The organism is Roseivivax halodurans JCM 10272 (assembly GCF_000521785.1).
GTDB classification, from domain to species: Bacteria; Pseudomonadota; Alphaproteobacteria; order Rhodobacterales; family Rhodobacteraceae; genus Roseivivax; species Roseivivax halodurans.
Map to the genome: position 1 here is coordinate 36053 of NZ_JALZ01000006.1, position 24461 is coordinate 60513.

General features: G+C 69.8%; 25 protein-coding genes. 13 read left to right on the forward strand and 12 right to left on the reverse strand.

Going from position 1 to position 24461, the window contains the following annotated elements; translation table 11 throughout:
* From odhB to lpdA, 6 genes are all read left to right on the forward strand, one after another.
* Positions 1 to 1629, forward strand: coding sequence for a 2-oxoglutarate dehydrogenase complex dihydrolipoyllysine-residue succinyltransferase (gene odhB / locus OCH239_RS07415; RefSeq protein WP_037260546.1), 1629 nt, complete (start codon positions 1 to 3; stop codon positions 1627 to 1629).
* A 102-nt stretch (positions 1630 to 1731) separates the two neighbouring features.
* Positions 1732 to 2115, forward strand: a complete 384-nt coding sequence (locus tag OCH239_RS07420; protein WP_037260547.1) for a cupin domain-containing protein — start codon at positions 1732 to 1734, stop codon at positions 2113 to 2115.
* Positions 2115 to 2702 carry a uracil-DNA glycosylase family protein gene (locus tag OCH239_RS07425; protein WP_051489353.1) on the forward strand — a complete coding sequence of 196 codons (588 nt, stop codon included), beginning with the start codon at positions 2115 to 2117 and terminating at the stop codon, positions 2700 to 2702. The genes OCH239_RS07420 and OCH239_RS07425 overlap by 1 nt, the downstream gene beginning before the upstream one ends.
* Positions 2695 to 2877, forward strand: a complete 183-nt coding sequence (locus tag OCH239_RS07430; RefSeq protein ID WP_037260550.1) for a hypothetical protein — start codon at positions 2695 to 2697, stop codon at positions 2875 to 2877. The genes OCH239_RS07425 and OCH239_RS07430 overlap by 8 nt, the downstream gene beginning before the upstream one ends.
* Positions 2874 to 3269: an MAPEG family protein gene (locus OCH239_RS07435; protein ID WP_037260553.1), complete on the forward strand. Its 396-nt coding sequence runs from the start codon at positions 2874 to 2876 to the stop codon at positions 3267 to 3269. The genes OCH239_RS07430 and OCH239_RS07435 overlap by 4 nt, the downstream gene beginning before the upstream one ends.
* Before the next feature lie 100 nt (positions 3270 to 3369).
* A complete protein-coding gene (lpdA, locus tag OCH239_RS07440) occupies positions 3370 to 4758 on the forward strand; it encodes a dihydrolipoyl dehydrogenase (protein ID WP_037260556.1) in 1389 nt (462 codons plus the stop codon).
* Between the two features lie 89 nt (positions 4759 to 4847).
* Here the strand turns inward: lpdA and OCH239_RS07445 are convergent, their stop codons facing one another.
* From OCH239_RS07445 to OCH239_RS07460, 4 genes are all read right to left on the reverse strand, one after another.
* Positions 4848 to 7106 (reverse strand): DEAD/DEAH box helicase, encoded by a 2259-nt coding sequence (locus OCH239_RS07445; protein ID WP_037260558.1) that lies wholly within the window; start codon positions 7104 to 7106, stop codon positions 4848 to 4850.
* A 146-nt stretch (positions 7107 to 7252) separates the two neighbouring features.
* Positions 7253 to 7993, reverse strand: a complete 741-nt coding sequence (locus tag OCH239_RS07450; protein ID WP_037260561.1) for a lysophospholipid acyltransferase family protein — start codon at positions 7991 to 7993, stop codon at positions 7253 to 7255.
* Entirely contained in the window at positions 7990 to 8895 is a 906-nt protein-coding gene (locus OCH239_RS07455; protein WP_037260563.1) for a cell division protein FtsX, read from the reverse strand. Before OCH239_RS07455 ends, OCH239_RS07450 begins: the two co-directional genes overlap by 4 nt.
* On the reverse strand, positions 8892 to 9569 hold the full coding sequence (locus tag OCH239_RS07460) for a cell division ATP-binding protein FtsE (RefSeq protein ID WP_037260881.1): 678 nt from the start codon (positions 9567 to 9569) through the stop codon (positions 8892 to 8894). The genes OCH239_RS07455 and OCH239_RS07460 overlap by 4 nt, the downstream gene beginning before the upstream one ends.
* A gap of 183 nt (positions 9570 to 9752) precedes the next feature.
* On the opposite strand from OCH239_RS07460, the gene OCH239_RS07465 reads away from it, so the two are divergent.
* Positions 9753 to 10697, forward strand: coding sequence for a zinc-ribbon domain-containing protein (locus OCH239_RS07465; RefSeq protein WP_037260566.1), 945 nt, complete (start codon positions 9753 to 9755; stop codon positions 10695 to 10697).
* Positions 10698 to 10720: 23 nt separating this feature from the next.
* Here OCH239_RS07465 and OCH239_RS07470 read toward each other — a convergent pair whose 3' ends face one another.
* The gene (locus OCH239_RS07470; protein WP_037260568.1) at positions 10721 to 11890 is read right to left on the reverse strand and encodes an acetyl-CoA C-acyltransferase; all 1170 of its coding nucleotides are present in this window, start codon (positions 11888 to 11890) and stop codon (positions 10721 to 10723) included.
* A gap of 91 nt (positions 11891 to 11981) precedes the next feature.
* Between OCH239_RS07470 and OCH239_RS07475 the strand changes: the two genes are divergently transcribed.
* The 3 genes from OCH239_RS07475 to OCH239_RS07485 all read left to right on the forward strand — a co-directional run bounded on the left by OCH239_RS07475 (position 11982) and on the right by OCH239_RS07485 (position 14645).
* On the forward strand, positions 11982 to 12320 hold the full coding sequence (locus tag OCH239_RS07475) for an STAS domain-containing protein (RefSeq protein ID WP_037260570.1): 339 nt from the start codon (positions 11982 to 11984) through the stop codon (positions 12318 to 12320).
* Complete coding sequence (locus OCH239_RS07480) at positions 12310 to 12816, forward strand: ATP-binding protein (protein WP_162149986.1); 507 nt, start codon at positions 12310 to 12312, stop codon at positions 12814 to 12816. The genes OCH239_RS07475 and OCH239_RS07480 overlap by 11 nt, the downstream gene beginning before the upstream one ends.
* 260 nt (positions 12817 to 13076) lie before the next feature.
* Positions 13077 to 14645, forward strand: coding sequence for a gamma-glutamyltransferase family protein (locus tag OCH239_RS07485; RefSeq protein ID WP_037260572.1), 1569 nt, complete (start codon positions 13077 to 13079; stop codon positions 14643 to 14645).
* Between the two features lie 72 nt (positions 14646 to 14717).
* On the opposite strand, the gene OCH239_RS07490 is transcribed toward OCH239_RS07485, so the two are convergent.
* The 3 genes from OCH239_RS07490 to OCH239_RS07500 form a co-directional block, all read right to left on the reverse strand.
* On the reverse strand, positions 14718 to 16088 hold the full coding sequence (locus OCH239_RS07490; RefSeq protein ID WP_037260574.1) for a glutamate--cysteine ligase: 1371 nt from the start codon (positions 16086 to 16088) through the stop codon (positions 14718 to 14720).
* 65 nt (positions 16089 to 16153) lie between these two features.
* The gene (locus tag OCH239_RS07495; protein WP_211241972.1) at positions 16154 to 16666 is read right to left on the reverse strand and encodes a hypothetical protein; all 513 of its coding nucleotides are present in this window, start codon (positions 16664 to 16666) and stop codon (positions 16154 to 16156) included.
* Entirely contained in the window at positions 16663 to 17385 is a 723-nt protein-coding gene (locus OCH239_RS07500) for a 16S rRNA (uracil(1498)-N(3))-methyltransferase (RefSeq protein ID WP_037260577.1), read from the reverse strand. The genes OCH239_RS07495 and OCH239_RS07500 overlap by 4 nt, the downstream gene beginning before the upstream one ends.
* Before the next feature lie 11 nt (positions 17386 to 17396).
* On the opposite strand from OCH239_RS07500, the gene ubiA reads away from it, so the two are divergent.
* From ubiA to OCH239_RS07515, 3 genes are all read left to right on the forward strand, one after another.
* The gene (gene ubiA / locus OCH239_RS07505; RefSeq protein WP_037260579.1) at positions 17397 to 18356 is read left to right on the forward strand and encodes a 4-hydroxybenzoate octaprenyltransferase; all 960 of its coding nucleotides are present in this window, start codon (positions 17397 to 17399) and stop codon (positions 18354 to 18356) included.
* A 62-nt stretch (positions 18357 to 18418) separates the two neighbouring features.
* Positions 18419 to 20371 (forward strand): OmpA family protein, encoded by a 1953-nt coding sequence (locus OCH239_RS07510; RefSeq protein ID WP_037260581.1) that lies wholly within the window; start codon positions 18419 to 18421, stop codon positions 20369 to 20371.
* Positions 20358 to 20681 carry a hypothetical protein gene (locus tag OCH239_RS07515; protein WP_037260583.1) on the forward strand — a complete coding sequence of 108 codons (324 nt, stop codon included), beginning with the start codon at positions 20358 to 20360 and terminating at the stop codon, positions 20679 to 20681. The genes OCH239_RS07510 and OCH239_RS07515 overlap by 14 nt, the downstream gene beginning before the upstream one ends.
* A 3-nt stretch (positions 20682 to 20684) precedes the next feature.
* On the opposite strand, the gene OCH239_RS07520 is transcribed toward OCH239_RS07515, so the two are convergent.
* From OCH239_RS07520 to OCH239_RS07535, 4 genes are all read right to left on the reverse strand, one after another.
* Complete coding sequence (locus OCH239_RS07520) at positions 20685 to 21572, reverse strand: DMT family transporter (protein ID WP_037260585.1); 888 nt, start codon at positions 21570 to 21572, stop codon at positions 20685 to 20687.
* Positions 21573 to 21796: 224 nt separating this feature from the next.
* Positions 21797 to 22897 carry a site-specific DNA-methyltransferase gene (locus tag OCH239_RS07525; RefSeq protein WP_037260887.1) on the reverse strand — a complete coding sequence of 367 codons (1101 nt, stop codon included), beginning with the start codon at positions 22895 to 22897 and terminating at the stop codon, positions 21797 to 21799.
* A gap of 105 nt (positions 22898 to 23002) precedes the next feature.
* A complete protein-coding gene (locus OCH239_RS07530; protein ID WP_037260586.1) occupies positions 23003 to 23632 on the reverse strand; it encodes a ribonuclease HII in 630 nt (209 codons plus the stop codon).
* A 41-nt stretch (positions 23633 to 23673) separates the two neighbouring features.
* Positions 23674 to 24297: a hypothetical protein gene (locus OCH239_RS07535; RefSeq protein ID WP_037260588.1), complete on the reverse strand. Its 624-nt coding sequence runs from the start codon at positions 24295 to 24297 to the stop codon at positions 23674 to 23676.
* Positions 24298 to 24461 lie beyond the last annotated feature (164 nt).

Consider the following 24461-nt stretch of genomic DNA (forward strand, 5'->3'; position numbering starts at 1 on the left):
ATGACCGAAGTGCGCGTGCCCACCCTGGGCGAATCCGTGACCGAGGCCACCGTCGCCACCTGGTTCAAGAAGCCGGGAGACAGCGTCGAGGCGGACGAGATGCTGTGTGAGCTGGAAACCGACAAGGTGACGGTCGAGGTGCCCTCCCCCGCGGCCGGGACCCTGTCCGAGATCGTGGCCGAAGAGGGCGAGACCGTCGGCGTCGACGCCCTTCTCGCCAATATCGAGGAAGGCGCGTCGGGCGGAGGCTCATCCTCCGGCGGCGGCGAGGCCAAGGAGGAGAAGTCCGAAGCCAAGGAAGAGCCCGCGAAGGAAGAGGTCGCCGATGACGGCGGGTCCCAGGGCGACAACACCGGCACCAAGGTCGACGTGATGGTCCCGTCGCTCGGCGAGAGCGTCTCCGAGGCGACCGTCGCCACCTGGTTCAAGAAGGCCGGCGACGCGGTCGAGGCCGACGAGACCCTCTGCGAGCTCGAGACCGACAAGGTCTCGGTCGAGGTGCCCTCGCCCGCGGCGGGCACGCTGTCCGAGATCATCGCCGAGGAAGGCTCCACCGTCGAGGCCGGCGGCAAGCTCGCCGTCATCGCCAAGGACAGCGCCGGCGCGGGCCCCGACAAGGGCGGCGAAAAGCCGAAAGCCGGCACCGAGGATGGCGGCGATGCGCCCGCCAAGGCCAAGGGCGCGACGCAGTACGACACGCCCCCCGCGGGCGATGGCGGCCCCGGCCGCTCGGATGTGGAGGACGCGCCCTCGGCCAAGAAGGCGATGCAGGAAAAGGGCGTCAGCCGCGACGACGTTCAGGGCTCGGGCCGCGACGGCCGCGTCATGAAGGAAGACGTCTCCAAGGCGCTCGAGGCCACCAAGTCCGCCCCGCAGGGCCAGTCCGAGACCAAGAAGGCGCCCCGAGCGCCGGTCGCAGCCGAGGACGAGAGCCGCGAAGAGCGCGTGAAGATGACGCGCCTGCGCCAGACCATCGCGCGCCGCCTTAAGGACGCCCAGAACACCGCGGCCATGCTGACGACCTACAACGAGGTCGACATGACCGAGGTCATGGCGCTGCGCTCCGAGTACAAGGACCTCTTCGAGAAGAAGCACGGCGTCCGCCTCGGCTTCATGTCCTTCTTCACCAAGGCCTGCTGCTTTGCGCTGAAGGAAGTCCCCGAGGTCAATGCCGAGATCGACGGCACCGACATCGTCTACAAGAACTTCGTGCACATGGGCATCGCCACCGGCACGCCCACGGGCCTCGTCGTTCCGGTGATCCGCGACGTCGACGCAATGTCCTTCGCCGATATCGAGGCGGCCATCGCCGAGAAGGGCAAGCGCGCCCGCGACAACAAGCTCTCGATGGCCGAGATGCAGGGCGGCACGTTCACGATCTCGAACGGCGGCGTCTACGGCTCGCTGATGTCCTCGCCGATCCTCAACCCGCCGCAATCGGGCATCCTCGGCATGCACAAGATCCAGCAGCGGCCCATGGTCGTCGACGGCAAGATCGAGGCGCGCCCGATGATGTACCTCGCCCTCAGCTACGATCACCGCATCGTCGACGGCAAGGGCGCGGTGACCTTCCTCGTGCGCGTGAAGGAAGCCCTCGAGGATCCGCGCCGGATGCTGATGGACCTGTGATGCGCAGGCGGGCGCCGGTGCGGTTTTCGCGCCGGCGCCCGCCGCTAGCTTCTCCGGAAAGCGCCCGGGATCCTCTCCGGGCCCGAAAGGAGACCACGCCCCATGACCCAACCGATCCACATCCCCGGCGAACGCCCCGAAGTGAGGGTGATGCACGAATCGCAGCACGGCGGCCTTCAGTACCGTCTGATGGTCGACGCCGATTACGGCCCGTCGGGCGGTGTCTGCCAGGGGATCTTCCACCTCTATGGCGGCCACACCGAGAAGGTGCACCGCCACGGTCTCGACGAGACCGTGCACGTCATCGACGGCACCGGGAAGGTGTCCCTCGAGGACCGCGAGATCGAGATCAAGACCGGCGACACGCTCTTCATCCCCGCAGGCCACCGTCACGGCTTCGACGCGGACGACGACATGACGCTGTTCTTCACCTTCCCGACCGACCGCTTCACCAAGGTCGATTACGATTACGACGGAGCCGCCTGATGCGCGACGCGCGCGGAGACATGACGCAGCTCGTCGCCGCGCGCCGCGCCCTGCCGCGCATGGCGGGCCTGACCCCGCTCGCCGAGGTCGGCCTCGACGTCGATCTCGTCTCGCCCTACCAGATCTCCTGCGGCGCGCCGGACGGCCCCGCGCTCCTTTCCTACAACTTCCTCGACGCGCCCACCGCCCGGGCGCGCCGGGCCGAGCTCGCCCGTGCCGGCTACCTTCCGGCCATGCTCTTCAACCGCGTGCTCGACGCCGCGCTCTCGCTGGCGGGGCTCGCTCGCGGGGACATCTACCTCACCCATTCGTGCCACCTCCTGCCGCCGGCGCGATCCGCGACCGTCCCCCGGGCCGCCATCGACGCCAGCATGGATGCGGTGACCCGGCACGAGCTCGCATCCCGCCCAGTCATCGCCCTCGGCCGTGCCGCCGCCGATGCCTGCCGCCGCTTCGGCCTGCCCCATGTCGCGCTCCCGCATCCCTCCGCCCGCGGGCTGACCGCAAAGGACAAGGCCCGCCGCCTTGCGGACGCGCTCCTGCGCGCCCATGCTGGGCCCGGATGCCGGAGGCCCGCACATGCCTGACGACACGCTCTCCCCGCTCCGTCGCTTCGGCCTCGGAGCCATCGTCACGATGCCGGCGCAGATAAGCGCCGCGACCACGCCCTCCGCCCATGAGGGCGGCATTCCCGTCCTGCGCACCCTCGTCCCAGGCGCGGGCTTTCTCGCCACCCTCCGGCTCTATCTGCAGGCCCCATGACCCCAGAACTCACCGCCCTCGTCCTCGCCGCTTTGCTCCAGATGGTGCAATTCGCGCTCTTCGCGATCCCCGCCAACCGCGAGCTGGGCCCCGGTTACACCATGTCGCCCCGCGACCGCGAACCGTCCCGCGGGCTCAGCACCGGCACGAGCCGCCTCCAGCGCGCGATGAACAACCATTTCGAGGGGCTCATCCTCTTCTCGATCGCGGTCTTCGCCGTGACGCTCGGCGACGCGTCGAACACGCTCACAGCGCTCGCCGCCTGGACCTATCTCGGTGCCCGCATCCTCTACGTGCCGGCCTATTATCTCGGCTGGCGCCCCGGCCGCTCATTCATCTGGATGATCGGCTTCCTCGCGACCGCGCTCCTGTTGCTCGCGGCGCTCTTCTGATGCTTCTTCTTGGCGAAAATACTCCGGGGTGAATTGGCCGCGAGGCCAAGAGGGGCAGCGCCCCTCCCCCGTTCCAAAAAACCTGAAAGGACAGTGACCCATGGCAAGCTACGACGTCATCGTGATCGGCTCCGGCCCCGGCGGCTACGTGGCGGCGATCCGCGCCGCGCAACTGGGGCTCAAGACCGCCTGCGTCGAAGGACGCGAGACCCTCGGCGGCACCTGCCTCAATGTCGGCTGCATCCCGTCGAAGGCGCTGCTGCATGCCACCCACCAGCTGCACGAGGCCGAGCACAACTTCGCCAAGATGGGCCTCAAGACCTCCGCGCCCAAGGTCGACTGGGACCAGATGCTCACCTACAAGCGCGAGACCATCGAGACCAACACCAAGGGCATCGAGTTCCTCTTCAAGAAGAACAAGATCGACTGGCTGAAGGGCTGGGGCTCGATCCCCGAGAAGGGCAAGGTCAAGGTCGGTGACGAGACCCACGAGGCCAAGAACATCATCGTCGCCACCGGCTCCGAGGTCGCGCCGCTGAAGGGCGTCGAGATCGACGAGAAGACCATCGTGTCCTCCACCGGTGCGCTCGAGCTCGGCAAGATCCCCAAGAAGATGATCGTGATCGGCGCCGGCGTCATCGGGCTCGAGATGGGCTCGGTCTATTCCCGCCTCGGCGCCGAGGTGACCGTGCTCGAATACCTCGACACCGTCACCCCGACGATGGACGGCGAGGTCCAGAAGCAGTTCCAGAAGATCCTCGGCAAGCAGGGCCTCAAGTTCGTTCTCGGCGCCGCCGTGCAGGGCGCGGAGGTCAAGAACGGCAAGGCCCGCGTCACCTATAAGCTCAAGAAGGACGACAGCGAGGAGACGCTCGACGCCGACGTCGTTCTCGTCTCCACTGGCCGCCGTCCGGTGACCGAGGGTCTGGGCCTCAAGGAACTCGGCGTCGAGGTCAGCGACCGCGGCTTCGTGCAGACCGACAAGCACTGGATGACATCGGTCGACGGCGTCTACGCCATCGGCGATGCGACCGAGGGCCCGATGCTCGCCCACAAGGCCGAGGACGAAGGCATGGCCGCCGCCGAGGTCATCGCCGGCAAGGCGGGCCACGTGAATTACGGCGTCATCCCGAGCGTGATCTACACCCACCCCGAGGTTGCCGCGGTCGGCCAGACCGAGGAGGAGCTCAAGAAGGAGGGCCGCGACTACAAGGTCGGCAAGTTCTCCTTTATGGGCAACGGACGCGCCAAGGCCAACTTCGCCGCCGACGGCTTCGTCAAGATCATCGCCGACAAGGAAACGGACCGCATCCTCGGCGCGCATATCATCGGCCCGATGGCGGGCGATCTGATCCACGAGCTTTGCGTCGCGATGGAGTTCGGCGCGGCGGCCGAGGACGTGGCGCTCACCTGCCACGCCCACCCGACCTATTCCGAGGCCGTGCGCGAGGCGGCGCTGGCCTGCGGCGACGGCCCGATCCACATGTGATCAAGAAAAGACCCGGGCGCGATCAGCGCCCGGGTCCCTCTCGCGCGGGCACCACAGGCGCCGCGCAACCTTTCCCGAAAATCCGGCTCTCAGGTCCGGCCGCGCTTCGGCGGCTGATCGCCGCCCTTGCGGGGCGCGGCCTTGGCACCCTTCGGCGGGCTGAAGCGCTTCGACGTGTCCGAGGCATCCGCCCGCGGCTTGGGCTTGCCGGCAGGCTTGCCGAACTTGCCCTCGCCCGCGGGTTTGCCGAACTTGCCTTCCGGCTTTCCGAACTTCCCCTCGGGCTTGCCGAACCCGCCGCGCTTCTGCGGCGCGCCGTCCTTGCCGGGCTTGCGGGGAGCATCGCCGGGCGACTTGCGCGCAGGTCCGCCCTCGCGGGCCGCGCCCCCATCCTTGCGCGGCCCCGGCTTGCCGAAACCCTCGCGTTTGCCCTGCGGCCGGTCGCTCTCCCAAGGCTTGCCCCGGGGTTTGCCCTCGTCCCGGGACCTGTCCCGAGGCTTGTCGTCCTCCCAGCGCTTCTTCCGGGGCGCGTCGCCGTCCTCACGGCGGGCACGCGGCTTGTCGTCGTCCCACCGCTTGGCACGCGGCGCGTCGCCATCCTCGTGGCGGCCGCGCGGCTTCTCGTCGTCCCACCGCTTGGACTTCGGCTTGTCGTCATCCCAACGCTTGGCACGCGGCTTGTCCTCGCCCCGGTCCGGCCCGCCGGTGCGCGGCCCGTCGCCCTTGCGGTGTTTCGCCGGGGGCCGTCCGCCCTCGGGTCGCGACGGTCCCATGTCCGGCACGCCGTCGAGGCGCTTCGCCGTGAGCCCTTCCTCGAGCACGCCGTCCGCTCCGAGCGCCGAGACGAGAGCCGGTGCCGACGCCTCTGCGACCTCGACGAAGGTTTCCGACTTCTGCACCCGGATCGCGCCGATGGCGTCCTTCTCGAGCCCGCCCGTGCGCAGCAGGATCGGCAGGAGCCAACGCGGCTCGGCGCGGTCGTCGCGACCGACCGACAGGCTGAACCAGACGCTCGGCCCGAACGGCGCGCGCTCCTTGCGCACCGGAGCCGCAGCGGGATCCGACAGTTCCTCGGGCGCGGAATGCTTTGTGCGGTAGAGCCTCAGATAGGCCGCCACGATCGCCTCCGGCCCGTGTTCGGCGAGCAGGCGTCCGGCAAAGGACGCCTCGTCCTCGGTGATCTCCTCGGCCCACACGGGATCGGTGAGCAGCCGCTCCTCGTCGCGCGCGCGCACCTCGTCGGCGCTCGGCGGGGCCATCCACTCGGCGGTGATCCGGGCGCTCTGCAGAAGGCGCTCGGCCTTCTTCGCGACCTTCGGCGGCACCACCATCGCCGAGATGCCCTTGCGGCCCGCGCGACCCGTGCGGCCCGACCGGTGCAGCAGCGTCTCGCCGTTCGAGGGCAGCTCGGCATGGATCACCAGCTCGAGGTTCGGCAGGTCGATGCCCCGCGCCGCCACATCCGTCGCGATGCAGACCCGTGCCCGCCCGTCGCGCATCGATTGCAGCGCGTTCGACCGCTCGGACTGACTGAGCTCGCCCGACAGCGTGACGACCGCGAATCCCCGGTTGCCGAAACGCGCCGCGAGCCGGTTCACCGTTGCGCGGGTATTGGCAAAGACGATGGCGTTCTGCGCCTCGTGGAAGCGCAGCAGGTTGATGATCGCGTTCTCGGTGTCGTGCTGCGCCACCTGCAGCGCCTGGTACGAGATGTCGGCATGCTGGCTGCGCTCGGAGACCGTGTTCACCCGCACCGCATCGTGCTGGTACTGCTCGGCGAGCTTGGCGATCATCGGCGGCACGGTCGCCGAGAACATCAGCGTGCGCTTGTCCTCGGGCGCCTCGCCCAGCATGTATTCCAGATCCTCGCGGAAGCCGAGGTCGAGCATTTCGTCGGCCTCGTCGAGCACCACCGCGCGGATCGACGAAAGGTCGAGCGAGCCGCGCTGGATGTGGTCGCGCAGACGGCCCGGCGTTCCGACGACGATATGCGCCCCGCGCTCCAGCGCCCGCCGCTCGTCGCGCATGTCCATGCCGCCGACGCAGGAGGCGACACGCGCATTCGCGCCCTCGTAGAGCCACGACAGCTCGCGCATCACCTGGAAGGCAAGCTCCCGCGTCGGGGCCACGATCAGCGCGAGCGGCGCGCCCGCCTCGCCGAAGGTCTCCTCGTCATCAAGCAGCGTCGGCCCGATGGCGAGCCCGAAGCCCACCGTCTTGCCCGACCCGGTCTGCGCGGACACCAGAAGGTCGGCCTCGACGAGATCCGGGTCGATCACCGCCTCCTGGACGGGCGTCAACGTGTCATAGCCGCGCTTCGAGAGCGCATCGGAGAGGGTCTTGATCATTCGGGAAACCGTTCTGCGTAGGTCGAGCGGCGCAGCGGCGCCGCGATCTGTCATCTGGACAGGAGGAGAGGCCGCCCTCCTAACGTAAAGCGTGCCCGATGTATACGGAAAATCGCGTGCCGGAACGTCGCGGCGCCGCGAGAAGCCTATTCGGCAGCGACGACCGCATCCCGCGCCTCGGCGAGCAGCTTGTCGGAAGCGAGCTCCACCTCGTATTCCAGCCGCGCCAGCATCGTCGCCTTGGGCGCATCGGCGGGGATGCGCGGCAGGAACTCGACGACGCCGAGCCCGGGCCGCTTCATGATCCCGCTCCGCGGCCAGAAGAGACCCACATTCGTCGCGACCGGCACGCAATCCTGCCCGAGCTCGCGGAAGAGCGCAGCGGTGCCGGTCTTGTACTTGACCTTGTCCTCCGGCGCGACGCGGGTGCCCTGCGGATAGATGACCAGCTGCCCCGGCAGCGCCTTTCCCTTGTCGACGTCCGCCAGCATCTTCGAGATCGCCTGCCCGCGCTTGCCCCGGTCGACCGGCACGCAGCCCACGCGGTAGGCGTAGAGCCCGATCGCCGGCGTCCAGAGAAGCTCGCGCTTCATGATGAACTTCGCCCGCGGCAACGCCGCGAATATCATCAGGATGTCGAGGAAGGACTGGTGCTTGGCCGCGACCATCACCTCGTCCGTCGGGATCTCGCCGCGCACCTCGGTGCGCAGGCCCACCATCCAGCGTAGGCTCCACATCGCGTAGCGGGCGTAGGACCGGCAGGCGAAGCGCGCCGCCTGCCGCGACACCAGGGCCGCCGGCAGGAACACGATCCCCCAGACCAGCATCAGGAAATAGACATGCACCGTGTAGATCAGCGAGCGCGTCCATTGCAGGGCGTCTTTCATGGAAGGTCTCCTAGTACACTTGTGGTGGCGATGCGCGTCGCGAGGAAGGCCACCGCGCCGGCGAGGAGCGGCACGAGAAGCGGCCAGAGCCAGTGCAGCCCGCGGAACCCCAGGCCCGTGAGCACGCCCCCCGTGTCGCCGGTGTCGGGCATCAGGGCCACCGCCGCAAGTCCGACGGCCGTGCCGAGCGCGGCGCCCGCGACGGCGCGCAGAGTGAACCGCCGCACGAAGGCGGCGGCGATGTAATCGTCCGTCGCGCCGACCAGCCGCAGCACGGAGATCACCTGCGCATTGGCGGCAAGCGAGGCGTTCGCCGCGAGGCTCACCATCGCGCCGAGCGCCCCGAAGATGAGCGCCAGCGCGCTCCAGCCCATGACGCGCAATCCCGAGGCCGCCGCGAGCAGCGGACGCCGCCATCGCCGGTGGTCGTCGAGGACGGCGCCCGGCACCTCCGCCTGCAGGCGCAGCCGCAGACCGTCGGGATCGTAGCCGCCGCCGGTCTCCTGGAAGGTGATGAGCCGCGGCACCGGCAGGCTCTCGAGCGGCAGGTCGGGCCCGAACCACGGCTCGAGCAGCGCGCGCTGCTCGTCATCCGTGAGCGGTTGCACCTCCGTCACGCCCGGTGTTGTCTCCAGCACCCGCAGCGCCGCCGCGAGCTGCTGCTCCATCTCGCCCGCCGGAGCCGAGACGCGCAAGGTGGCGCCCCGCGCCAGCTCCTCGCTCCAGCGGTCGGCGAGCCGGCCGGCGGCAAGCGACAGCGCCAGCGCGAAGACCGCGAGAAACGCCATCGCGGCGGCGGTGAAAAGCGTCAGCCTGGCCGTGATCCCGGTCGGCGGCACCACGCGGTCCGCGGCCGGATCACCGCGCAGGATCTCGGCGGCCTGTCGGACAAAGCGCCTCACAGATCCGCCCCCGCAGCCGTGACCTGCCGGTTCGCGATCCGCAGCACCCGCGCCGGGACCTGCTTTTTGGCCACGCGCACGAGGCCGAGGTCGTGCGTCGCGACGATCACCGCGCGCCCCATCCGGTTGAACTCGACGAGCAGCTGCAGAAGCCGCTGCGACATCTCCCAGTCGACATTGCCGGTGGGCTCGTCGGCGAGGATCGCGTCGGGCGAGACGATGACCGCCCGGGCCAGCGCGGCGCGCTGCCGCTCGCCACCCGAGAGCTCCGGCGGACGCGCATCCGCCCGTTTCGAGAGCCCCACCCATCCGAGCAGGTCGTCCAGATCCCGCCGCGCCGCCGGCCCGTCCCGGCCCGCCACGGTCAGCGGCAGGGCCACGTTGTCGGCAACGCTCAGATGGTCGAGAAACCGGCAATCCTGATGCACGACCCCGATCCTCTGGCGGATCGCCGCGATGCCGTCGCGCCCGAGCTCCTGGGCAGGGCGGTCGAACAGACGCACCTCGCCCGCGGTCGGCTGCAGCGCGGCATAGCAGAGGCGCAGGAAGGTCGTCTTGCCCGCCCCCGAGGGCCCGGTCAGGAAATGGAACGACCCCGGCGCGATATCGAGCGAGACACCGGTCAGAAGCTCCCCGCCGCCATAGCTGTAGGCCACATTGTCGAACGTGATCACCAGGTCCATCCGCAGCTGGGAAGAGGGCGTGCCGCGGTCCGCGGTCGCCCGCGTTTGTGCCCGAGCAACGGTTCGGTTGCAATCCGCCGCCCTTGACCGGATTGGACTTTCGGCTGCACTGACGGCACCATAATGTGCGCCGGACCAGCCGGCGGCGACCGGTGACAGAGGCAGGACTAAAAGATGCGGCTGATCTGCCCCAAATGCGAGGCCCAGTACGAGGTCCCCACGGACGTCATTCCCGACGAGGGGCGCGACGTGCAATGTTCGAATTGCGGCACGACGTGGTTCCAGGCCCATCCGCGGGCCTCGGCGGCGAACGACCACGCCGCCCCGGCGGTCGAGCCGCCCCGTGCCGAGCCCGCCCCCGACACCGACACATCCCCCGCGGGAGCCACGCCCGGTGCGGGGCAGCCCTCCGCCCCAGCCCCGGATGAGAGCGGCGCAGAGACGCTTTCCGAAACGCCCGCGCCGGCAGATCCACAGGCGACCCCGCCCGAGCAGCCCCGCGCCCGCCGTCTCGACCCGGCCGTGGCCGAGGTCCTTCGGGCCGAAGCCGAACGCGAGTCGCGCCAGCGCGCGACCGCAGGGGCAGCGCCCGCGCCCGGACCGCATGGCGCATCGGGCAGCGATCCCGCGCCCGGCGCTCCCAAGGCCGATCCGCACAGCGCGCCGAAGGACGAGACCGGACGTGCCCGTGTCGCCGCCGCCTCGACCGGAGATGTGGGCGGCCGCGGCCGCTACGACCGCGCCGAAGACAGGCTCGGCGACCAGGGACCGACACCGGCCGAGATCGCATCGCGCCGCGGCCTGCTCCCGGATGTGAACGAGATCAACCAATCCCTGCGGCCTGGCGAAAAGCGCCCGAAAGAGGCGCCCCTGTCCCGCGGCCGCGTCATCGAACAGAAGAAATCGAGCGGGTTCGGCCGCGGATTCGTCACGATCCTCGTGATCGGCATCCTGCTGATTGCGCTCTACCTCGCCGCGCCGGCGATCGCCGAGGCCGTCCCGGCGCTCGCCGATCCGCTCGCCCTCTATGTCGCCGGGGCGGATGCCGCCCGCGTCTGGCTCGATGCGCAGATAACAGCCCTGCTCGCCTGGCTGAACGGGACGACCTCCGGGGCGTAACGGCGGCGCGCGTCCGCGACGCCTCAGACCAGCTCTATCGCCACCGCGGTTCCCTCGCCGCCGCCGATGCAGATCGCCGCGACGCCGCGCTTGAGGCCCCGCGCCTCGAGGGCGTGGATCAGCGTGACGATGATGCGCGCGCCCGAGGCGCCGATCGGATGGCCGAGCGCACAGGCCCCGCCTGCGACGTTCACCACCTCGGGGTCGAGCCCCATCTCGGCCATGAACGCCATCGGCACCACCGCAAAGGCCTCGTTCACCTCCCAGAGATCGACATCCGCCGCGTCCCAGCCGACGCGCTCCAGCACCTTCCGCGCCGCCGGAACCGGCGCGGTGGTGAAGAGCCCCGGAGCTTGCGCGTGGCTTGCATGGCCGAGCATCCGCGCCCGCGGCGCGCGCCCGGCCGCCTCGGCCGCGGCACGGCGCTCCATCACCAGCGCGGCGGCGCCGTCCGAGATCGAGGAGGAATTCGCCGGTGTCACCGTCCCGCCCTCGCGGAAGGCGGGCTTCAGCTGCGGGATCTTGTCGGGCCGCGCCGCTCCCGGCTGCTCGTCGATGCGCACCTCCGTGTCGCCCTTCCGGCCCTTCACCCTGACCGGCACGATCTCGGCGTCGAAGGATCCCTCCTGCGCCGCGAGCGCGCGTGTCAGCGAGCGCAGCGCGTATTCGTCCTGCGCCTCGCGCGTGAACTGGTAGGCCTCGGCGCAATCCTCGGCGAAGGTGCCCATCAGGCGGCCCTTGTCGTAGGCGTCCTCCAGCCCGTCGAGGAACATGTGGTCGATCACCTGCGCGTGCCCGATCCGCGCGCCCCCGCGCATCTTCGGCAGAAGGTACGGCGCGTTCGTCATGCTCTCCATGCCCCCCGCCACGATGACGTCCGCATGGCCCAGCGCAAGCCGGTCCCAGGCCATCATCGCCGCCTTCATGCCCGAGCCGCACATCTTGTTCACCGTGGTGGCGGGCACGCCCTCGCCGAGCCCTGCGGCAAATCCCGCCTGGCGTGCCGGTGCCTGCCCCTGCCCCGCGGGCAGCACGCAGCCCATCAGGAGCTCGTCCGGCTCGGCCCCCGGCGCATCGCCGAGCGCGGCGCGGATCGCCGCGCCGCCAAGATCGGACGCGCTTGCGCCCGACAGGCTGCCCTGGAAGCCGCCCATCGGCGTGCGCCGCGCTGCGGTGATCACGATCTCGTCCATGTCTCCCCCCTGACGAAATATTCCCAATCACGAATTGGAAAGGATTTGCCCCTAGCCTGCCCAAAGGTTGGCAAGGGAGCCTCGCGAAGTCATGCACCTCGACACCGAAACACGCAACGGCACGCGTCTGGTCCGCGTCGGCGCTCCGCGGATCGACGCCGTCGTCGCGATCGAGTTCAAGGACCGGATGCGCGAGGCCACGACGGGGGAAGAGCCGGTGATCCTGCTCGATCTCGAAGAGGTCGAGTTCGTCGATTCGAGCGGCCTCGGCGCCATCGTCGCCGCCATGAAGCAGCTCGGCCCCGGACGCCGCCTCGACCTCGTGAACCTGCAGCCCAACGTGGACAAGGTCTTCCGCCTCACCCGCATGGACACGATTTTTGCGATCCATGCCTCGCTCGAGGCGGCCTCCGGCGCCGATGCCCGGTAACGCGGTCATGTGCGCGGAGGCGGAGCGCCCCGATCACCGCAAGAGCCCGCTGACCGCGACCGAACGGGTCTGGCCAACCGCCGCCTCGGTACGCAACGCGGTGATGCGCATCGAGGCGCTGCTTCGCAACCACGGCATCGGTGCAGCTGAGGCCGGCCTCGCCGCCCTTGCCCTGGCCGAAGTGCTCAACAACGTCACCGAACATGCCTATGCCAACGCGCCCGCGTCCTGGATCCGCATCGATCTTGCGCTCGACGGGCCGAGTCTCGACCTCACGATCGCGGATCGCGGCTCGGCCATGCCGGGTCTGGTCCTGCCGGCAGGTTCCCCGGCGGATCTCGACGTGGCGCGCGAGGACCTTCCCGAAGGCGGCTTCGGCTGGTTCCTGATCAGGCAATTGGCGAGCGACATCCGGTATGTCCGCGACGGCGGGACAAACCGCCTGACGCTCGCCTTCGACCTGCCGGCGCTCGGCCGGCTCGACGGTCCCGTCTGAGGCCGGGACGCGCCCCTCGCTGCCTCCGCGCAGCGGCGCGTTAACCCTGCCATGATCGATCTCGGAAACGCCCGGCCGATTGCGCAAAGAGGCCCGATTGGCCTCGCATAGTCATCCTCGTAGCTGCAAACGGCTTCCCTCGGCGCCGCGTGGAATTGCCCCCACCCATCGCGCGGCGCCGAGGTCTACCTCTCCGGCACGGTGACCCGTTGACCCCGCGCGCGGGGCCTCTAGGCTGCGCCGCGCAAGAGGAGGCCCCCATGAGAGATTTCCAGCGTCCCGGCCGGTCGGCCGTCTATGCCGGCAACGGCATGTGCGCGACGTCGCACCCGCTCGCCGCTCAGGAGGCGGTCCGCATCCTGCAGGCCGGGGGTAACGCGGTCGACGCGGCCATCGCCGGCGCGGTGCTCCTCGGGGTCTGCGAGCCGCACATGACCGGCATCGGCGGGGATTGCTTCGCGCTGGTGGCGCGCCCCGGCGAGCCCATCGCCGCCGTCAACGGCTCGGGCCGCGCCCCCGCCTCCGCCGACGCGCAGGCGATGCGCGACGCCGGTCACGAGGTCATGCCCCTGAACGCGCCGCACGCGGTGACGGTCCCCGGCGCGATCGACGGCTTCTGCACCCTCTCCGACCGCTGGGGCAAGCTCGGACTCGACGCGAGCCTCGCGCCCGCCATCCGCTATTTCGACGAGGGCGTGCCCGTCGCCCCCCGCGTGGCGAACGACTGGGCCGGCCTGACGGGCGCCCTGCAGGGCGCGGCACGCGAGCACTTCCTGAGCGGCGGTCACGCGCCCTCCGTCGGCGACCGCTTCCGCCTGCCGGGCCAGGCCGAGGTGCTGCGCCGCGTGGCGGCGAAGGGCCGCGCCGCCTTCTACGAGGGCGAGGTGGCCGAGGACATGATCTCCGCCCTCGCCGCCGCGGGCCATACCGGCGAGGACTTCGCCGCCTCGAAGACGAGTCTCGGCGAGCCCATCTCCGGTCAATACGCGGGCGCGACGCTGTCGGAGCATCCGCCCAACGGTCAGGGCGCGACCGCGCTTCTGCTGCTGAACATCCTCTCGCACTTCGACCTCGCATCGCTCGATCCGTTCGGCGCCGAGCGCGTCCATCTCGAGGCCGAGGCGACCAAGCTCGCCTACGACGCCCGCAACCGCTTCATGGCCGACCCCGATCACACCGCGCGGCTCGATCACATGCTGTCGATGGAGACCGCCAAGCGTCTCGCCGCGCTGATCGAGCCGGACCGCGCCCTGCCCTCGCCCACCGAGGCCTCCGAGGCCGTCCACCGCGACACCGTCTACATCACGGTGGTCGATCGCGACCGCATGGCGGTGTCGCTGATCTACTCGATCTTCCACGGCTTCGGCTCGGGCCTCGCCTCGGAGAAGTTCGGGATCCTTTTCCAGAACCGCGGCGCGGGCTTCTCGCTCGTGCCCGGGCACCCGAACGAGTACGGGCCCCGAAAACGGCCGATGCACACGATCATCCCCGGACACCTCGCCGAGCCCGATGGCGCGACCGTGCCGTTCGGCGTCATGGGCGGGCAGTACCAGTCCGCGGGCCACGCCCGGTTCGTCACGAACCTGCGCGATTTCGGCCTCGACCTGCAGACGGCCCTCGACGCCCCGCGGAGCTTCGTCGAAGCTGGGCAGCTCCAGCTCGAGCGCGGCTACGATCCGGCGCTCGCGAGGACGCTCGCCGAAAAGGGCCACGATGTCGCAGAGGCTCCGTCCGCCATCGGCGGCGCGCAGGCGATCCGCATCCGGCCCGACGGCGTGCTCGAAGGCGCGTCCGACCCCCGCAAGGACGGCTGCGCGATCGGCCACTGATCCGGCGCGGCGGGGGCGCTGCCCCCGCACCCCCGGGATATTTCCAATAAGAAGAAGGGGCGCCGGGGCGCGTCAGTAGCTGTATTCGGCGAAGATCCGGTCGAGATTGCCGTCCCAGTCGCCGCGATACTTGGCGAGAAGCTCGTCCGCGGGCACCTGACCGGTCTCGACGCTGTCCTTGAGCGCATTGAGGAAGTGGGTCTCGTCCGGCAGGAGGCCGCCCGCGCCCTGCCGCGCGCGTGCCTTGAGACCCGCCTCGGCAAGCTCGAGAATCTGGCGGGCGAGCTCGCGCATGTCTATGTCGCCGACCTTGGCCTGCAGCCCGTCGACCGAGGCCGCGACGCGGAGCGCCTCGCGGGTCGCCGCGTCCCAGCCCTTGGCGATGTCCCACGCGGCATCGAGCGAGGGCTGGTGGTACATGAGCCCGACCCAGAAGGCCGGCAGCGCGCAGAGCCGGCGCCACGGGCCGCCATCGGCGCCGCGCATCTCGAGGAACTTCTTGATCCGCGCCTCGGGGAAGATCGTGGTGAGATGGTCCGCCCAGTCGCTGAGCGTCGGCTTCTCGCCCGGCAGCGCCGGCAGCTCGCCCTTCAGGAAGTCGCGGAAGGACTGGCCCGACGCATCGACGTAGCGCCCGTCGCGGTAGACGAAGTACATCGGCACGTCGAGCGCGTATTGCGCCCAGGATTCAAAGCCGAAGCCCTCGTCGAAGACGAAGGGCAACATGCCGGTCCGATCCGCATCGAGATCGCGCCAGACCCGCGCGCGCCAGGACTTGTGACCGTTCTCCTCTCCGTCGAGGAAGGGCGAATTGGCGAAGAGCGCGGTCGCGACCGGCTGCAGCGCGAGCGCGACCCGCAGCTTCTTGACCATGTCCGCCTCGGATCCGAAGTCGAGGTTCACCTGCACCGTGCAGGTGCGGAACATCATCGTCTTCCCCATCGTGCCGACGCGGTCCATGTAGTCCCGCATGATCTTGTAGCGGCCCTTGGGCATGATCGGCATGTCCTCGAAGGACCATGTCGGCGCCGCGCCGAGCCCGATATAGCCCGCGCCCACCGCGTCCGCGACGTCGCGCACCTCGGCGAGGTGGGCGTTCACCTCGTCGCAGGTCTGGTGGATCGTCTCGAGCGGCGCGCCCGAGAGCTCGAGCTGCCCGCCGGGTTCGAGCGAGACGTTGGCGCCGTCCTTCTCGAGACCGATCAGCGCCTCGCCCTCGTAGACGCCGGTCCAGCCGTGCTTGTCGCGCAGGCCCTCGAGCACCGCGCGCACCGAGGTCGGCCCGTCATAGGGCAAGGGTTCGTGCGTCTTCTTGATATAGCCGAACTTCTCGTGCTCCGTGCCGATCCGCCAGTCGGATTCGGGCTTGCAGCCGGCTTCGAGATACTCGGCCAGCTGACCCTCGTGCTCGATGGGCCCGCCGCCGGATTGTGGGATGGACATGTCTGGCGGCTCCGCTGGTTCGTCTCGTTGATCGTTCCGAGGGATGTAGGGAACCGCGCGGGGTGTCAATGCAACGGAAGTCGGCGCTCGCGCAGGTCGGGTCTGCGCCAGATCACCACCGGGTGATCTGGCCGGTGGCGCATGCGGCGCAGCATCGCCTCGGTGTCGAGGCCGGGCAGCGCCGCGAAGGCGTCGAAGAGATCGTCCGCCCCGGTCGCGGTGAGCGGAATCGCGAGCGGCGGCTCGCCGGGCCGCGCGAGGATCCAGTGGGCGGGCTTGCCGGTCGGATCGAGCGTGAGCTTCCGCAGCGCGTCGATATCCGCGATCCCGCCGTCGAGCGGCCCGAAATAGGCGATCCGCCCCTCGGTCACCTGCACGACGCCCGGCCCGCCACCGCCCGACCGGAACCGCGCACGCTGGATGCCCGCCCCCGCGAGCGCCGCGCCGGCGATCGCGACGGTCCACCCTAGAATGCCGCCCCAGCCCTGCGCCCAGAGGATGCCGAGCACGATCACGCCGCCGCCGATCAGGGCCTCGGCCCAGCGGGAGAGCGCCGCGCGGGCTCCCGGGCGGATCATCGCCAGTCTCCGAACCGCGTCTGCCAGAGCGTCAGAGCGGCGACCGCCGCGGTATCCGCCCGCAGGATCCGCGGCCCGAGCGCGGCGACATGGGCCTGCGGCATCGCGTCGAGGCGCGACCGCTCGGCCTCGGAAAAGCCGCCTTCGGGACCGACGAGAATCGCCCAGGGACCGTCCCCCGTTGCCGACGCGAACGCCCCGGCGCCGCCCGCGCGGGCCTCGTCGCAGAACATCAGGCGCCTTTCCTCGGGCCAGTCCGACAGCAGCGCCGGCAGCTTCGCCAGCTCCGTCACCTCCGGCACAAAGGTCGCGCCGCATTGCTCCGCCGCTTCCTTGGCATGGGCCTGCAGGCGATCCTGCCGGATGCGCTCGGAATTGGTGAAATCGGTCGCGACCGGCACCAACCGCCGCACGCCCATCTCGACCGCCTTCTCGACGATGAAGTCGGTGCGCGCCTTCTTGACCGGCGCGAAGAGCAGCCAGACATCCGGCGGCAGGGACTGCGGCGCGGCCTGCGCCACGGGCTCGAGCGAACCGCCGCGCTTGCCCGCCTCGGCCACCCGCGCGGTCCATTCCCCGTCCTGCCCGTTGAAGACCGCGACCTCGGCGCCCTGCCCGAGCCGCATCACCCCGAAGAGGTAATGCGCCTCCTCGCGGGACAGGGGAACCGGTTGTCCCTCGGCAAGGGGGTGATCTACATAGAGCCGGACACGAGCCATGGAGCCGACATATGTCCGATGCCAGCGAAGGGCCAGAGGGCGCCGTCGCCGACGCCTACAAGGGCAACTGGGTCGATCGGTACGCGCCGGAGGCCTTCAAACCCTATTTCCGCCTGTCGCGCCTCGACCGTCCCATCGGGACGTGGCTCCTTCTGCTGCCGTGCTGGTGGGGGCTCTTCCTGTCGATCGCGGCGACCGGCGATCCACGGTTTTTCGACATCTGGATCTTCGCGGGCTGCGGCATCGGCGCGATCCTGATGCGCGGCGCCGGGTGCACCTGGAACGACATCACCGACCGCGGCATCGACGGATCGGTGGCGCGGACCGCCTCTCGGCCCATCCCCTCGGGCGCGGTCAGCGCGAAACAGGCGCTCGGCTGGGCGGTAGCGCAGTCGCTGACGGCCTTCCTGATCCTCCTCACCTTCAACTGGGCGGCCATCGGGCTTGGCGTGCTGTCGCTCCTGCCGGTCGCGGTCTACCCCTTCGCCAAGCGCTTCACCTACTGGCCGCAGATCTTCCTCGGCCTAGCCTTCAACTGGGGCGCGCTGCTCGTCTGGACGGCCCATGGCGGATCGCTCGGATGGCCGGCGGTGCTGCTCTACGTCGCGGGCATGGCGTGGACGCTCTTCTACGACACGATCTACGCGCATCAGGACAAGGAGGACGACGCGCTCATCGGGGTGAAGTCCACCGCCCGCCTCTTCGGCGACGCGACCCCGGCGGCGCTGCGCGTCTTCCTCGTGGCGTGTGTCCTGCTGATGGGCCTCGCGGTGATCGTCGCCTCCCCCGCCGGGGGAACCCTCGCGCTCGTCATCGCGCTCGGCGCACCTCTGGCCATGGGGGCCCACATGCTCTGGCAGCTCGGGCGGGTGAAGCTCGACGATCACGACCGGCTCCTCAGCCTCTTCCGCTCGAACCGCGATGCGGGGCTCCTCGCGGTGCTGTTTTTCGCCGCCGCCTGCCTCGTCTGATTGCAGAGATTGCGTGTCGCGCGTATCACGTCGCGACAGACGATGACACAAACGGTCTTGACATGCGCCTTTCCTCCGTCGCGATCCTCGCCGGCACCTTCACGACAGCAGCCGCAGCCTGCGCCGTCGCCGCGGTCTTTTCGGTCCGCATGGTCGAGCAGGGCTCGATCGCCGGCGTCGAGAACCGGCTGACGAGCGAGGGAATCGACTGGGCCGGGGTCGATGCGAACGGACTTCAGGTCTTCGTGCACGGCACCGCTCCCTCCGAATCCGAACGCTTCCGCGCCGTCTCGGCCGCCGGCAAGGTCGTCGACGCCGCCCGCGTCATCGACGAGACGCTGGTCGAGGAGGCCGAGGACATCAAGCCGCCGCGCTTCTCGGTCGAGATCCTGCGCAACGGCGACGAGGTGCAGCTGATCGGTCTCGTGCCCGCCGATTACGACCGCGAGATCCTGATCAAGACCGTGGCCGGCATCATCGGCGACCCCGAGGGCGTGTCGGACCTGCTCGAAACGGCTGATTTTCCCGTTCCCGAGGGCTGGGATGCTGCCATGGATCTCGCGACGCAGGCGCTCGAAGACCTGCCCCGCGCCAAGATCTCCGCCGCGACCGGCGTAGTGTCGGTCCAGGCCATGACGAACAGCGTCGAGGAACGGCGCGAGGTCTCCGCCGCTCTCGAAGGCGCGGCCCCCGAAGGCATCGCGCTCGCCCTCGACCTGACCGCCCCCCGGCCGGTCATCTCGCCCTTCACTCTGCGCTTCGTCATCGACGATCGGGGCGCCCGCTTCGACAGTTGCTCGGCCAATACCGAAACCGCCAGGGACGCGATCCTCGCCGCGGCCCAAGAGGCCGGCGCCAAGGGCACTCCCGGCTGCGTCATCGGCCTCGGCGTTCCCTCGCCTTCCTGGGGCGACGCCGCCTCGGCCGGCATCGCCGCGCTCGCGCGCCTCGGGGGCGGCGAGCTGACGCTCTCGAATGCGGACGTCTCGCTGATCGCCGCGCAGGGCACCGCGCCCGACACGTTCGACACGGTTGTCGGCGACCTCGAAGCCGCCCTGTCGGCGCCCTTCGTGCTCGACGCGGTCCTGCCCGAACCCGAGGATCCCGAGGATGACGGGCCGACGGAGTTCGTCGCGACGCTCGGCACCGAGGGCAAGGTGCAGCTGCGCGGCCGCATGGAATCGGAAATGTCGCGCACCACCGCCGACAGCTACGCCCGCGCCCGCTTCGGATCCGAGGCGGTTCGCGTCGGCACCCGCATCGACGACGATCTGCCCGACGGCTGGTCCGCCCGCGTTCTCGCCGGGCTCGAGGCGCTGTCGATGCTCGCCGACGGCGAGGTGCGCGTCACCCCCGAGATCGTCACCGTCGGCGGCCGCACCGGCAATGCCGAGGCCAATTCCGAGATCACGGCGCTCCTGTCGGAAAAGTTCGGCCCCGACGCCTTCGAGATCGACTTGACCTACGAGGAGAAGCTCGATCCGACGCTCGGCATCCCGACGCCCGCGGAATGCGTCGATCAGGTCCGCCAGATCATCGGCGCCCGCAAGATCACCTTCGAGCCCGGCTCGGCCACGCTCGACGTCTCCGCCAAGGAGATCCTCGACGAGGTCGCCGACCTTCTGAAGATCTGCGGCGACATCCCGCTCGAGATCCAGGGCCACACCGACAGCCAGGGCCGCGAGGTGATGAACCAGCAGCTGTCACAGCAGCGCGCCGAAGCGGTGCTCGACCAGCTGCGCCAGCGCCGCGTTCTGACCGCCTCCTACGACGCCGAAGGCTACGGCGAGGCAGAGCCCATCGCCGACAACGACACCGAAGCGGGCCGCGAGGCGAACCGCCGGATCGAGTTCCACCTCATCGAGCCGGAGACGCCCGAAACTCCCGAGGGCGAGACACCGACGGAAGACATTGAATATCCTGCCCCGACGGGCGAAGAAGCCTTGACGGAGGCCACGGCCACCGACGAGGCTGAAACAAGCGCCGAGGAAGGGCCGGAGGATGAACAGGACTGAGTTCATTTTCACCACAGCGATCATCCTGTTCGTGGCATTCTGCCTCGGCTGGTTCGCCAACTGGCTGGTGCACCGCTTCACGCGCGTCAGCCAGGCGGACGTGAACGAGCTCGAGCGCATGAGCCAGGAGCTGCACGAGGCCGAGGAGACGCGCGATCAGGCGATCACCTACCTCCAGCAGCGCGAGGCCGAGCTCACCAACCAACTCGCCCAGACCGAGGCCGAGCTGGCCGCCGCGATGGAGGGTCTGCGCGATGCCCGCCACGAGGCCGAAGAGATGCGCTCCCGCGTCGAGCGGATGAGCATCTGATCCTCACGCCTGCGCCGCGGCCCGGGTCTTGGCCTGGGCGCGGCTGATCTGCACCGCCAGGATGCCGCCCGCGATGACCGCGACGCCGAGAGCGTCGAGCGGGCCCATCTGCTCGCCGAGAAAGAGCGCGGCGATCGCGACCCCGAAGAACGGGTTGAGGAAGTGGAAGGTCGCCGCCCGCGTCGCGCCGATCTGCCCGACGAGCCAGAACCAGACCAGCGTGGCGAGCAGCCCCGGCACCAGCGTCGTGTAGAGGAACGCCCAGAAGAGCGGCCAGGACATCGCGACCACATGCTCCTCGAACGCCGCGGGGACCGCGAGCGCGGCCGCTCCGACCAGCATCTGCAGCCCGACGACCATCAGAAGGTTTCCGCCCGAACTTGCCGTGCGCAGCGCCAGCGTCGCCACCGTCAGGGACATCGCGCCGAGCAGGCAGAGCATCAGCCCGAAGCCGTCGATCCCGCCCGAGAGCCGCGCGCCCATGATGAGCCCGACGCCGGTGACCCCCGCCACGAGCCCCGCGACGCCCAGCGGCGGAAGCTTCTCGCGGAACACGACCCAGCTTGCGAAGGCCACCATGAGCGGCATGGTCGAGGCGATGATCGCCGCCAGCGACGCCTGAACCGTCTGCATCGCAACGAAGTTGAGCCCCAGATAGAGCGTGTTCTGGCAGATCCCGAAGACGATCGTCGCCCGCCATTGCTGGCGCGTCAGCCGCATCGACTGGCCCAGCGCCCTGGCGATGACCACGGCGATCAGTCCCGACAGCAGGAAGCGCAGCGCCAGTGCCGAGAGCGGCGGCGCCGCGGTGACGATGATCCGTGCGGATGTGAAGGCGGATGACCACATCGCCGCAAAGGCGAGACCTGCGAGAATGGCGCGAATGTCCATGACGGCTCCCGTGACGTTCGGCCGCACGAGACAGCGCTGGCGCGCCGGGGTCAAGCAAGTGACCCGGGAAGGCGCCCCGAAGGCCACACCGCTCCCCGAAGGCGCGTACCGACACGGCAGCGCCGGCACAAAAAACCCCGCCTGCAACGCGCAGACGGGGCGAGTGGCGCCGCGGGCCGCGAGGCCGGGCGCTGGCGGTAACCGAATTCTCCTGAAGGCGAGGGTCAGCCGTGCTCGGCCATCTCCGAACGGATCTGCTGGCGCAGCACGTCGATCGGCACGGTCTGCCCGTCCTTGACGAAATGCCAGTAGGTCCAGCCGTTGCACGAGGGCGCCCCTTCGAGCGCCGCACCGACCTGGTGGATCGAGCCCTTTACGTCGAGCCCCACCAGCGTTCCGTCGGCGCGCACCTTGGCGCTCTTGCCGGTGCTCGACACCAGCGTCTCTCCGGGGCGCAGCATGCCGCGCTCGACCAGCTGCCCGAAGGGCACCCGCGGCTCGGCCCGCTTCGGACGCGAGACCTCGAGCGCCGCCTTGTCGAACTTGCGCACGCCCGCGATCCGCGCCTCGGCGACCTCGCGATAGCCCGCATCCCGCTCGATCCCGATCCAGTCGCGGCCGAGCATCTTGGCGACGGCGCCAGTCGTCCCGGTCCCGAAGAAGGGATCCAGCACCACGTCACCCGGCTTCGAACATCCGACGAGCACGCGATGCAGAAGGCTCACCGGCTTCTGCGTCGGATGCGCCTTCACCCCGTCCGCATTCTTCAGCCGCTCCCCGCCCGAGCAGATCGGCAGCACCCAGTCCGAGCGCATCTGGATGCCCTCGTTGAGCGCCTTCAGCGCCTCGTAGTTGAAGGTGTATTTCGCCCCTTCCGACCGCGAGGCCCAGATCAGCGTCTCGTGCGCATTGGTAAGCCGCTTGCCGCGGAAATTCGGCATCGGGTTCGACTTGCGCCAGATCACGTCGTTGAGAAGCCAGTAGCCCTCGTCCTGCAGCGCCGCGCCGACTCGGTAGATGTTGTGGTAGGAGCCGATCACCCAGATCGCGCCGTCGGGCTTCAGCACCCGGCGCGCCTCGCGCAGCCAGGTCCGGGTGAAGGTATCGTAGGTCTCGAAGCTCGCGAAGCGGTCCCAGTCGTCGTCGACCGCGTCGACGCGGGAATTGTCCGGCCGGCGCAGATCGCCGCGCAGCTGAAGATTGTAGGGCGGATCGGCAAAGATCAGGTCGACGCAGGCATCCGGCAGCGACGCCATCGCCTCCACGCAGTCTCCTGCCAGGATCGTGTTCAGTGGGAGCGCGGCGGCGCTCGTCATCCGGTCCATCTTCGTCATTCTCTGCCTCGATACCCGGCGCCTCTGACGGGCGCTCTAATGCGGTTCGAGACGAGAATGAGTCATTGGTGATTCGCGGTCAATTAGGTTTTTGAATCAGGGACTTGGCAAATCTTCTTGATACAAGATGTTGCGCACGGGCGCAAAGCTCCGTCTATGGTGTGGGGTCACACCGAGATTTTGCAGCGCCGATCTGTGGTTTTTAGACGGGTATCCCATGTTGGTCTCCCAGCCGTAGCCGGGAAATTGTTGCGCCAAATCCCGCATGAGGGCATCGCGCACCACCTTGGCGAGAATGCTCGCCGCCGCGATCGACACCGAGCGCCCGTCCCCCTTCACGAGGCAGGTGTTCGGCAGCTCGCAGGTCCGCGGGCAGAGCGGCCCGTCGATGAGCAGATGTGCCGGCACGCGCGGCAGCGCCGCGACCGCCCGCATCATCGCGATGTGGCTGGCGCGGAGGATGTTGTGCGCATCGATCTCCTCGACCGAGGCGACGCCGACCCCGCTCTCGCAATGATCGCGGATATGCGCGGCGAGCGCCTCGCGCCGCTTCGGGCCGAGCGCCTTGGAATCCATCAGCCCCTCGGGCAGCGCCGCGGGATCGAAAAGCACCGCCGCCGCGATGACCGGACCGGCCAGCGGCCCGCGTCCCACCTCGTCGACCCCGGCCACCGGGGCGTCCCCGCGCGCGATGAGCGCACGCTCGAATGTGTCGTCCGGCTCCATGCCGCGCGGGGTAGCGCAAGACGCAAGGCCGCGCCAGACGCTCAGCGGCGGATGCGGTAACCCGCCCGCTGCAGGCACACCGAGTTGTAGGCCTGCGCAAGTCCGTCCCGAGTCCGCACCGTCACCCGGCATTGCTGCGGCAGATCCCGCCAGGAATGGCCCGCACGGGCAAGGCAGCCCGGCCCCATCACGACCTGCGGCCCCTTGTGGCGCACATGCATCGTCCCCTGGCACGCGACCGGCAGCGTCATGTGCCGAGCGCCCCCGATCGCACCATACCGCCCCGGCCCGCGGTCGGCCCGGTGGCCGCGATCGCCCCAGCGATCGCCGCCACCGTGCCAGCCGTCATGCCCCCTGGACCTGCGACCCTCGTGCCAGCGATCCCGCCCCCGGTCGAAGCGATCGTCAGGCGTCCACGATCTGCGGTCGTGCTCCCGGTTCTCCGCCTCGCGCCGGTCGCGCTTCTTGTCGTCGTCGTCGTCGTCATCGTCGTCGTCATCGTCCGCGCGTGCCTGACTGACGGCGCGGCCGACGATGTAGAGCGTGGCGATGCCGCCCACGATCTTGGCGACGTCCGCGGCATCGGCCGCACGCGCAGGAACGGACGACATCGGCACCAGGGCGGTCGCAAGCGCACCGGCGAGGATCAGGGTTCGGCAGAGCATGTCTGGATCTCCTTGTTCGGAAGCGCGGCGCGCCGTCGCGGCCGCCGCCGGAATGTCCCGAAAGCCTCACCCTCCCCGCGCCGCCTCGCAATTTCACCCGGGCGCTATGGAATAACGGCCCGCTCGGCGCCGCGCGGTTATTGTCTTTCCGCCGCCCCGCCGCC